The 12,141-nt window shown below is 35.7% G+C and carries 5 protein-coding genes and 3 pseudogenes; 3 read left to right on the top strand and 5 right to left on the bottom strand.

What is annotated here, in order from left to right; all coding sequences use genetic code 11:
- Positions 1 to 395: 395 nt before the first annotated feature.
- Positions 396 to 536, bottom strand: coding sequence for a hypothetical protein (locus BTN50_RS10000; RefSeq protein ID WP_161492922.1), 141 nt, complete (start codon positions 534 to 536; stop codon positions 396 to 398).
- 160 nt (positions 537 to 696) lie between these two features.
- Here BTN50_RS10000 and BTN50_RS02700 point away from each other — a divergent pair.
- Positions 697 to 1,565: pseudogene (locus BTN50_RS02700) on the top strand (IS5 family transposase).
- A gap of 402 nt (positions 1,566 to 1,967) precedes the next feature.
- Positions 1,968 to 2,828 (top strand): PA4780 family RIO1-like protein kinase, encoded by an 861-nt coding sequence (locus tag BTN50_RS02695; protein ID WP_096619521.1) that lies wholly within the window; start codon positions 1,968 to 1,970, stop codon positions 2,826 to 2,828.
- 1,153 nt (positions 2,829 to 3,981) lie between these two features.
- On the opposite strand, the gene BTN50_RS02690 is transcribed toward BTN50_RS02695, so the two are convergent.
- Complete coding sequence (locus tag BTN50_RS02690) at positions 3,982 to 5,394, bottom strand: alanine/glycine:cation symporter family protein (protein ID WP_096618933.1); 1,413 nt, start codon at positions 5,392 to 5,394, stop codon at positions 3,982 to 3,984.
- Between the two features lie 433 nt (positions 5,395 to 5,827).
- On the opposite strand from BTN50_RS02690, the pseudogene BTN50_RS02685 reads away from it, so the two are divergent.
- Positions 5,828 to 6,675: pseudogene (locus BTN50_RS02685) on the top strand (IS5 family transposase).
- 524 nt (positions 6,676 to 7,199) lie between these two features.
- Here the strand turns inward: BTN50_RS02685 and cysS are convergent.
- The 3 genes and pseudogenes from cysS to BTN50_RS02665 form a co-directional block, all read right to left on the bottom strand.
- On the bottom strand, positions 7,200 to 8,585 hold the full coding sequence (gene cysS, locus BTN50_RS02680; protein WP_096618932.1) for a cysteine--tRNA ligase: 1,386 nt from the start codon (positions 8,583 to 8,585) through the stop codon (positions 7,200 to 7,202).
- Positions 8,586 to 8,789: 204 nt separating this feature from the next.
- Positions 8,790 to 9,648 (bottom strand): annotated as a pseudogene (locus tag BTN50_RS02670) (transposase).
- A gap of 220 nt (positions 9,649 to 9,868) precedes the next feature.
- Positions 9,869 to 11,983, bottom strand: a complete 2,115-nt coding sequence (locus tag BTN50_RS02665; RefSeq protein WP_096618930.1) for a tetratricopeptide repeat protein — start codon at positions 11,981 to 11,983, stop codon at positions 9,869 to 9,871.
- Between the last annotated feature and the right edge of the window lie 158 nt (positions 11,984 to 12,141).

The following is a 12,141-nucleotide window of genomic DNA, read 5'->3' as shown; positions in this document are numbered from 1 at the left end:
GATTGACTGTAATTTAAAAGGAATACTATGTTCAATTAATATTTTAACGATTTTATCGTGTATTTTCGTTGATCTTTAATATGTATAAGCAATTGAACGTTTGTTTTTCATAATAACTGAATTAGTAAATAATAATTTTTTTGAACCGTAGTTCCCAAACAGACTAAAGCTAGAAAAAGATATTTTATGGCCTATGTAAATCCTGATTTGTTTACCTCATAAATAAGTACGGCTTCTTGCACGTCAAGTGAAAGCATAGTGATACAGCGAAACTCTTAGTTTTTTAAAACGTGAACAAGTATATTACTACTAACGGCTAGCTCTTAATATAAGTTATAGATACAAGTATTATTCATTATTTTAGTTTAGATAGTAAATTCAAGCATGATGAACTATCATGCGCTTGCTTTTATTTTAGACATATCTAGCCTAGTCAGTTTACTTAAGAATTTTATAATGGCGTAAGCTGCGTTAATCTGAGCATTATGATCTCTTAGTCTCAATGTCCCTTCCAATAGTTTTTTAACTCGAACCATTGCTGTCTTTACTGGCCAGAATTTATGGTAATCAGTTGTATTTCCTAAGTTAGGGAACTTAAATTTCAATTAACACTGCTAAGCAACTAGGCTCATTTCAATATTCAGGTTTATGAATAAACTTTGCTGCAAAATAACTAACTGGAAGCAGTATAATTAAATTTTAATCAAGTATGGCTTACTAATATTCCGAATTGATGAAGAAGTTATTCAGTTATAAAATCAAACTAAGTAGAACAATCCGGTCAGTATTTATTTATTTGGTGATTTAGCCATTACAATGATCTTCATGGTTAAATGCATGTTTTCAAAACCATTGAGAGATTTGCGGTAACTCATTAATTATATCTTTAAACTTGTTCAACTGCCGTTATCATATCTTTACTATTAATGCATTAGCAAGTGCACCAAAATGGTTAACTTTACGTTTAAAACGAAAAATAAAGGAATAATTTAGCACCTGCCATTGATGCTCCGGGGCTCAAAGTCTACGGTGAAGGCGAATGGAAGTAAAAAAGCATGGCACTGATGGGAAACAACGAACCTGGCAGAAGTTACATTTAGCGATAGATATAAATATGCATCAAATGATTGCTACTGAGTTAAGTTTATCGAACGTTATGGACGGCGAAATATTACTTTATTTACTCGAACAGACCCTCCTAAAAATTAATGAAATACCAGGCCATGAAGCTTACGATGCCAAACAATATTATGAAACCGTTCGTATTAAACGAGCGGTTTCATTCATCCTACCAAGAAGAAGAGCAATTTTTTGGAAACAAGGTCATCCGCGTCACTTAGCGGTTAGTTACAAGTAGTTATACGCCTCAAATCAGCATTGGAAAATGAGACATAGTTACTATAAACGTTATCTATCAGAGACGGTAATGTTTCGTGTTAAAAATTACTAGAAGAGCATTGAGCCTAAGGAATCATAATGCTGAGATGAGCGCAATCTACGCCATAGTAAAAGCTTTAAATAAGCTGACAGAGCTAAGTATGCTTAACACGAAAGCGATTCTTTAATAGTTAATCATATTGAAATTTATTATCTAAATTTGAATTAGGAAACAAAGCCTATACATTCAACACTTTCCAAGTTATTCTGAAGTATAAAAGGTTATAATGAGTGACAAGATAATAAAAAAGGAACCTTATATTTATTATTTAAATAGCAGAGTATAGTAGTTTTTATGACGTATACTTAAGTAATCTAAAGTTAGCTGAGTTCTGGACCTTGAAAAAAATGAGGCATATTACAATGATTCATTGTATTGGAAGAAGGTGAGAATTGGAAGTTTAACTGCGTGTATGTTTCTTTACTTATATCCTGCGTCCAACTATTGTGCGAGTCACTAGTGCTGTCTCTATGCATGCAGATAGTAGTGATAAGGGGGTTTAAACAAATTATCCATGTATGAAGGTGAAATGAAGATACCGGCTAGATTATTACCATTGGTTGAAGATGGCATGGTTGAAGAAGTAATTTCTCAGCTTATGAGTGGTAAAGAAGCATCTGTTTATGTTGTTTCTAGTGGCGGAAATATTTGTTGTGCTAAAGTATATAAAGAGATTGACCAACGTAGTTTTAAACAGGCTGTAGCGTATCGTGAAGGACGTAAAGTGCGTGATAGTCGGAGAGCTCGTGCCATGTCAAAAGGATCAAAATTTGGTCGTGATGAGCAAGAAAAAATATGGCAGGAGACAGAAATAGATTCTTTGTATGCGCTATCTGCTGCGGGTGTTCGTGTACCGAAACCTTATGGTTGCTTTGATGGCGTTTTATTAATGGAACTGGTGACGGATAATGAAGGGTTAGTTGCACCTCGTCTGAACGATGTGAACTTAACACGTGGACAAGCATTACGTGACCACGATATAATCATAAAAAATGTAACTCGTATGTTGTGTGCGGGTATTATTCATGGTGATTTATCGGAATTTAATGTACTCGTTGATCATTTGGGTCCCGTCATTATTGATCTTCCTCAAGCCGTGGATGCGTCTGCTAACAATAATGCCAAATGGATGCTAGAGCGTGATGTGAACAACATGACAAATTATTATGGTCAGTTTGCTCCAGAATTAATTGGTACTGAATACGCTAAAGAAATGTGGGCATTGTATGAAACCGGTAATTTGAAGCCAAATACCGAATTGGCAGGTATATACATTGATGATGGTGAAGATCCTGATGTTGACGCCTTGATGGCAGAAATTAACGCGGTGATGGAAGAAGCTAAATTGCGTAAAGAGCGTCGTTTAGAAGCAGAAGCTGATCAAGAGTAATGATAGGTTTTGTTTTTTGAATCAGAAAATTAGACTAGTAATTTACGCTTTAAACAATTAGGTTCACTTAAGTATTCAGGTATGAATAAATTTCGCTACAAAATCACTAACTGAAAACAGTATAATCAAGCTTTAGTCAATAATGACTTATTAACATTCTGAATTGATGAAGCAGTTATTCAGTTATGGAATTAAACGATGCAGGATAGTCATGGAAGACCTTATTTATTTAATAATTTAGTCATGACTATAATTTTTATGGTTAAATTTGTTCAATTGACGTTGTAATATTCTCTTCAAACGAGCGCAAAAGGCTAACGTTGAGTTCAAGGTGAAGGCTAAAAACCATCCAGCGTATAGCCATTTATACTACAGGCTTCAAAATCTACAACGAAGGCGAATAGAATAGGAAGTAAAAAATATGGTATTGATGAAAAATGGAGAGTTTGGCGAAAGTTACATGTAGTGGTAGATTAGATATAAATACGTATGAAATCATTATTGTTGAATGCAGTGCATAAAATATGACTTACTGTGAAGTGCTGCCTAATTGACACAAATAGAGTGGCCTAAAAATTAATGACATATTAGTTGATAGAGCTTACGACACCTGAGAATATTATGGAATCGTTTGGAGTAAGCAAGCGACTCTACTTATTCCATCAAAAAAATTTTTTGAAAATAAGATTATTCGCACAATTTAGTAATCAATTACCAGAGATTATACAGTGCAAACCAGCGTTGTAAAATGAAGTATTATTACCATAACATAAGTATTCCCTATTAAATACGACTATATCTTGAATCAAAAAGCTACTAGCATAAAAACATTTAGCCTAAGGGATCACAATGCTTAGATTAGCAGAACTTGTACTATGATAAAAGCACTAAATAAGCTGATAGGGTTAAGTATGCCTTAAATATGCCCCAAATACCAGCTCTTATCTAAGCACTAATCATATTGAAATTTGCTACATGAACTCATCTTAGTAAACAAAGCCCATCACAGCTTGAATAGAGACGTCAGTATTATTGAAAATACGGTGAAATACGAGGTTATTCATTGATTATGCCTTTGTAAGTAATATTTTTAAATTAATAAAGAAGGGGCCATGTAACTCCTTCTTTTTATAGATAATAATAAAAATTATATTTACCAAACATCTTTATCTATTTGTTTATCTAACTGAGGAAATTTTTTACGGTCAAACATTGGTATTTTACCATCTTTACGCTGTTGCTCATAGTCTCTTAATAGTGCTAAAGCAATTTCTGAGAGTGCTAAGATAGCTACCAAGTTTACGAATGCCATCATGCCCATAGATAAGTCTGCCATAATCCAAATAGTTGGTATGTCTATAACGGTACCAATAAAAACCATCGCTAACATAGCAGTGCGGTAAATATTAATCGCAATCTTACTCTTGAAGATGTACTCGATGTTTGATTCACCGTATGAGTAGTTTGCAATCAGAGATGTGAACGCAAATAGTAAGATAGCAATTGCAATAAACGGAGAACCCCAATTACCTACCTCATGATCAAGAGCTGCTTGCGTTAATTCAATGCCTGTCACGCCGTTTGATGTATCTAGTATACCAGAAAATAGGATAATAGATGCGGTTGCGGTGCATATAATCATGGTGTCAATGAAAACACTTAGCATTTGAACATAGCCTTGAGCTGCAGGGTGATTTGTGGTTGCAGTTGCAGCTGCGTTTGGCGCTGCACCCATACCTGCTTCGTTTGAAAATAATCCGCGTTTAATACCTTGCATCATTGCTGCACCGAGAGCACCACCTGCCGCTTGTTCAAAACCAAGCGCACTGTTAATTATTGTAGCAAAAATTTCAGGTATGATGGTAATGTTAATGGCAATAATGTAAACAGCAACGACTAGATACCCAATTGCCATAAATGGCACAATTAGCTCCGCAACACGAGCAACGGAACGCATGCCACCGAAAATAATAGGAGCAACGGCTATGGCAAGAATAATTCCTACCCATGTGTTGTCGGTGCCAAATGCGATGTGCATTGCTGCTGCAATTGAATTTGATTGTACACTATTAAACACTAAGCCAAATGCTAGAACTAGGCATATAGCAAACAGTATACCCATCCAGCGTTGACCTAAGCCTTTTTCAATGTAATACGCAGGACCACCACGGAAGGTGTTATCCTTGTGGTTAATTTTGTAAACTTGAGCTAATGCTGACTCTGCGAAGCTTGTAGCCATACCAACAAATGCTGTTACCCACATCCAAAACACAGCACCAGGGCCACCTATGTAAATAGCAACGGCCACTCCTGCTAGGTTACCTATGCCTATGCGTGCTGCAAGGCTGGTACTAAATGCTTGAAAAGAAGAGATACCTCCCTTAGCACCTTTACGGCTGTCTTTGATGAGGGAGAACATGTGCCCAAATGAACGAATCTGGAGGAAACCAGTACGGATGGTGAAATACAATCCCGTGCCAAGCAAAAGGTAAATGAGTACATTTTCCCATAATAACACATTTCCAGTATTGATAAAGGAAATGAATAGATCTTTTAATTCCATCATAATAAATTCTACTGTCGTGAAAAAAGGAGAGGCAGCGAATAACAAAGGAGAAAATAAAAAATTTATAACTTCCTGTCTAGTTCGGTACCTCGGGCAGTAATTGCCTTTATGGTGCTTCCTTGCAGAGATTTATGGTCAGCATTCGTGCTTGGATAGTTTGCTACACTACCTTCAATTCCGTTTGAAAATGCTTTTCAGAACCAGTTTTCGTAGGTTACAAGTTGATATAAATGCTACCAAAACGACAAAATGATACTTCAATTTCTGAGTCTAAGCATCTTAAAATTTCACAATTTATTTAAATTTACGATAGATTAATTGGTAAAAAGATAATGAGTACACATCAATAAAGTTTTTTTCCTAAATTAGAGCACTCAGTTATCAATTTTCGCTCTAAACAACTAGGTTCACTCAAATATTTAGGTCTATTAACATGCCTTACTACAAAATAACAAATTGGAAAGAGTATAATCAGACTTTAATTAATCGTAACTCACTAATATTTTTGATTGCTAAAAAAATCATTTTGCTATGAAATCAAACGAAGAAAGATAAGCATAAGAGACCTCGTTTATTTAACGACTTAACCATTACTATGATTTTCATGGTCAAATGCGTGCTTTCAATGCCATTGAGAAGTCTATAAGGATTTATTCGCTCTGTTTTTTTAACTTCTTCAACAGCCGTTGTCATGCCATTATTATTTATGCATTAGCAAGCGAGCTAAAATAGTTAACGTTGCGTCCAAGACGAAGGCTAAAGGAACCATCTAGCGCTTAACCATTGATTCTGTGGGGCTCACAGTCTACGATGAAGGCTAATAGAAAGTAAAAAAGCATGGTACGGACTGAAAATATCAAGTTTGATGCAAGTTACATTTAGTGGTAGGTATAAATACACATGAAATCAGTGCTGTTGAGTGAAGTATATCAAATGTGATTGACGGTGAAGTGCTACCTAACTTATCCAAAAGACCCGCCGAAAAATCAATGAAGTATCAACGGATGGTATTTATGACATCGTTCGTATTAAATGAGTGGCTCCACTCACCCTATCAAGAAAAGGAGCAACTTTTTGAGAACGAGGTCATCTGCGTAATTTAGTGGTCGGTTACCACAAGCGTTCCCTATCAAAGACGGTAATGTACGCACCAAAAAATTACTGAGAGAAACATTGAGCCTAAGAGATCATAATGTTCAGATTAGCTAAATCTACGCAATGATAAAAGTATTAAATAAGCTGATTGGGTTAGGTATGTCTAAAATGCAAGCGAGTATCTAATAGTGGATCATGTTGGGATTTGCAATTAGAACTCGCATTAGAGAACAAAGCCAGTTTTGAGTATTGATTACTTTTGAATCACTCTATTCCATGATGGATCATGTATACAATGAACTGAGTTGAACTTACTTCTATTGAGTTGTTGTGTAGCGAAGCTTGTCCATAGACTTGAATATTTAAGTGAACCTAGCTGTGTAGAGCGTAGATTAATAATTTAATGCCTTGATCTAGTAAATAAAGCCCTTAAAACCAGTCACACATCCAGCTCTGCAGGACAATGTTGTTTATGCATCAGAAGATATTTTAGTCTGTTTTATGGCCTCTTCAATTTATTCTAGGGAGGTTTGGAGTTGAAAAAGTATTAATATGGTGGGTTTAGAAATTTAGTAGTAACTTGTAATTATTAAAAATTGGTTTGAATAGTGCTGAAGTTTGCTATCAAGCTTTCTTAGAAGCATCCTATTACTTAAAATAATTGGTCTTAAGTACTTGTTTCCCTTTAGTTGGTTACAAAAAAATAAAAGCTATTTACGACGCCAAATTGTACCAGTGGTATTATCTTCCAGTTCAATATACATAGCCGTTAACGTATCACGTGCAGCATCTGCTGCTATCCAATTTTGATTGGCACGTGCGTCATTGCGTATTTTGATTAACGCATTGATTTGTATAATTTCGTCAGCATTACTTTGTGTATTGCCTTGTAAAAATGCTTCTGGAGCTTGATTTAACAAACCAAGTACATCTGTCAACTCTCGCATACGGGCACCCAATTTAGCTGCTTTTACTGCATTTTTTGATTTTAAGCTATTAATTTTTTTCACCATATCGAACAAAACTGAATATGCCTTAGGGGTATTGAAATCATCATCCATTGCCTCTTTGAAACGTTTAATAAATATCTTTCCGCCTTCAGGGGCAACCGAAACATCAAGACCGCGTAATGCCGTATAAAGGCGCTCAACTGCTGAATGCGCTTGTTTCAGGTTATCTTCACTGTAATTTAGCTGACTACGATAATGTGCAGACATTAAGAAGTAACGCACGGTTTCAGCATTGTAGTGTATTAATACATCACGGATGGTAAAAAAATTATCTAAAGATTTTGACATCTTCTCATGGTCAATGATTACCATACCACTATGCATCCATGTATTCACATACGGGGTATCGTGTGCACAGCATGATTGTGCGATTTCATTTTCATGGTGTGGAAAAATTAAATCTGAACCACCGCCATGAATATCAAAGTGATTGCCTAAGATAGCGGAGTTCATTGCGGAGCACTCAATGTGCCAACCAGGACGGCCCGCGCCCCAAGGTGATTTCCACGTTGGTTCTCCAGGCTTAAACATTTTCCAAAGTACAAAATCCAATGAACTCTTCTTTACTTCTGTAACGTTACCGCTTCCACCAGCTTGTAACTGATCTAGATTTTGGTGGGATAATTTACTGTAGGCGTTAAATTTTGTGACTTCAAACAGCACATCGCCATTTGATGCAACATATGCGAAGCCTCGTTCAATTAGACGCTCTATTAGGGCAATAATTTCATTGATATATTGTGTTGCACGCGGTTCAATATCTGGCCGTTTGATGTTCAATGCGTCAAAATCAGTGTGCATCTCGCTAATTAAACGCTTTGTAAGAGACCCACAAGTTTCTCCATTTTCAACTGCACGTTTGATGATCTTATCATCAATATCAGTGATATTACGCACAAATGTCAGGTCATAGCCTGAATAACGTAGGTAACGTGAGATAACATCAAATGATACAAAGGTACGACCGTGGCCAATGTGACACAAATCATAAACTGTCACCCCACAAACATACATACCAATCTTGTTTGGTAAAATTGGCTTGAATTCTTCTTTTTTCTTAGTAAGGGAGTTGTAGATTCTCAACATGTTTATCGGATTACCCCATGACAACTATTAACGAAATAATAAAGTTATATGTTATGCTCAATGTATTTAAAAATATAGATTTGATCATTTGCAACACGGTATTTGTTCGAGATATTAAAGAAGCAATAATTTTTGAAAAAATCACAGTGAAAAAGGCTTTATTTCCTAATTTTAGTTCAGACGGCATCTTAACATAATGAACTATTAGACGAGTGCTTTTGTTTTAGGCATCTTAAACCCAGGTAGCTTATTTAACGCCTTTATTGTGCATAAATTTAACCAATTGAGCATTGTAATCCTTCAAAATTAATGTTTTTTCCAGTAGTTCTTTGACTCGAAGTAAGGCTATTTTTTATATGGAACACTTATAACAATTACACCTCATGTTACAATATTGATTTAAACTGTATAATTTTTGGTAACTGACCGCTAAATTATGCAGATGCTCTTGTTTTCAATAAATTATTTTTGGGGGGGCTTAATGGAACCACTCGCTTAATATGAAGGGTTTCGTAAAATTGCTTGATGTTGTAAGCACTATTGCCTGATATTTAATTGATTTTCCGGCGAGTCTTTTTGAATGAATGAGGTAGTATTTCACCGTTAATTATGTTTGATGTATTTAACTTAGCAGTAATAATTTCATGAGCATTTATATTTATCGCTAAATGTAATTTGTATTGGACGTGCCGTTTCCCATCAGTGCCAGGTTTTTTTTATTTTTTTATTTCCCTTTACATAGACTCTAAGTCCCGTAGAATCAATGGTTAAGTACCGGACGGTTTTTGTAATCTTCTCTTGAACGCAATGTTAATCATTTTGGCTCACTTGCTAATGTATGAATAGTGGTAGCATGGTAACGGCAGTTGAGTAAATTTGAAAATAAGAGTAGTAAATTTTTGCAGACCTCTCAATGACATTGAAAATATGCGTTTAACCATGAGAGCCGTTACAAGAGTTAAGTAGTTAAATAAATGAGGTCTCTTATGATCACCTTACTAGTTTGATTCTATAGTTGAATGGCTTCTTCATCAATCGAGGATATTAGTGGGCTACGATTGATTAAAGTTTGATGATACTGTTCCTAGTCAGTTGTTTTGTAGCGAAGCTTATGTATAGACTTCAGTATTTAAGTTAGCCTAGTTATTTAGAGTGTAGATTAATAATGTAGTCTCCTGACATGGGAAACAAAATTAGTTGTGTATTTTGGCATAAACAATATTTAACGTCACCATACTATGACGAGCATCATAAAAGATTATATAAAATACATGAAAAAGAAGCTACTGAATATCCAATCTTAGATTGGTCTGTACATGTTTAGCGATGGATTGGAGTAATGGATATTTGTTTTCCATCATTGGTGGATAAAAATAGCCATATTCGTTGGGACAATAGCTTGCTTGAGGCTCGTCAAATATAGAATCAGCCATTCCAGCAAAGAAAACGTGACAAGGTGTTCCAATTGCTGAAGTTAAACGGTGTACTGCTGTACCAGCAGTAATTACCGCATCCAAGGCGTTAATTACTGCTGCAGTGTTATCAAAATCATCATGAAGATTGAGTCCTTCAAGCTGAACTACATTAATGTCAGAAAGTTTATTAATTTTTTTCAGCTCTTTTGTACAATCACCATATTGCAGGTTAATAAACACGGTATTCTGAAATTGTTTTAGTAAATACGCTACTTCCTCAGCAACAAGATAGTGCATGTTTCTAGTGGCAGCTGTTAGCCCACTTCTCCAACAAAGACCAATCAGTTTTACGTTTTGGTTTTTGGCTCGTAGAGCATCTAGGTGAGTTTTCCATTGTTGTTTTAAATCCTGAGGGATCTTAAGGTATTTAGATTGATATATATGACGGCCATAATTTTTAAAACACAGTGCTGCCAGACTGCCGCCTGATATCCAACTTGTGATATTTGGAAGCACATGAGCTGGAATGATAATGTCTGTGTTGTCAATGCGTTTAATTGGTATTATTATTGCTTCTGGATAAGCATTTTTTAAGATATTAGATAGGCGAGGGTCGCACGCAACGTAAGCTTTTTGGCAGTTATTCAATATTAATTTAAGGTTGTGAAAATAGAAAATCTCGTCACCGATGCCTTGTTCTGGCATAACCAAAACAATGTCATCTCTCGGGCTAGTGAGATCCCATTGCGGTAATGTACCGTTGTATCGCAAGCGACGACCACAGGTGATACCAAGTTCATTAGTACGATAAAATTGTGCCCATTCCCCTAATGTGCGATACACAAAGCTAATATTAAATCCGACTTCGATGTCATCAGGAAACCGCGAAAGATAATCTTCCAATAACTTCTTTGCATTAACGGAATCACCTTTGTACCAAAGCACTTCGGCGAGGTAGATGGAAAGAATATCCTTGTTTTCATCGTTGGCAATAGCAGCCGCTAATTCAATGTGTTTTTGACATTCAATGATGGCTGTTCGTGTAAAATTATATCGAGTTTTTAGTAAGTTAAAACTATTGGTTGCTAGCCGATAGTGCAAGTCAATATCATTTGGCTGTTGCTTAATAGCGCCTAGAGCGATCCGGTATGCTTCTAACCAGTTTTGTTCTTTTTCATAATTTTGTATAAGAAGACGACTTAGAATGATCTCATCTGGCCAGCATTTTAATCCATCAATGCAATGCTTACGTGCAGCTTGATATTGTTCCAATTTAATATAGCAGTGGATGAGCAAGATCACAATGTCCTTTACAGGATTTACCTCATTATAGCCTCGCAGCAGAAACTGCAGGGCTGAGCCATAATTTTTTTCCGCTAGTTGTAACTTAGCGAGTCCGATCAGCGCTTGAGGAATGTCACCAGCTACGCTTAACAAGGCATGATAAAGTGATTTAGCTTGTTCTTGGTTACCTGAGCTTACCATTTGCTCGATAAGTTTGAGAGTTTGTATGATTTCTGCATTTATTGCCTGAAATTTTTGGTTTTGAATTTTTGCAATTTTTTTGGCCGCACAACGACTATCTCTTAATTTGCCGATTACTGCGGTAAGTTGTTGTTGTAAAAGTAGTAATTCTGTATGATGTGGAGTGAAAATAAGTAAATTATTAACGATCTTTAGGGCGTCCTTATTCATGCCTTGTTGTGCTAATATATTGGCTTTATCGAATAAAAGAGAGGAGTTGTTTGGTTCAACAAGCAGTGCTTTATTTAGTTTTCGAATAGCTTCCTGCCATGAACCATTCTCTGCATCTAGGACTGACAAGACCTGTAAAGCTGGGATGTTGTCTGGTGCAATATTTAAAATCTGTTCGAAGACTTTCCTTGCTTCATACTTTTTTTTATTTTGATATAAAGAAACACCATGTTCGAACGCTTTCTTTAGCGTGATAGTACCATGATTAGTTTGAAAGATATCGCTCATATTTATTCCATATAGTAGTAAGCGTGAGGCATATATACTTGATTAACTCGAAAGTACAGGTTTGAGAGTCTAAAATAATGATTACTTCAAAACTGTTTACTCATCAGCTTACATGACCGCATTATTCAGTTAATATTATAGGCTATAAAGAAAACAGC

It is taken from the genome of Candidatus Enterovibrio altilux (genome assembly GCF_002381345.1).
Taxonomy (GTDB): Bacteria; Pseudomonadota; Gammaproteobacteria; order Enterobacterales; family Vibrionaceae; genus Enterovibrio; species Enterovibrio altilux.
This window is presented reverse-complemented; position numbering and strand designations above follow the sequence as displayed.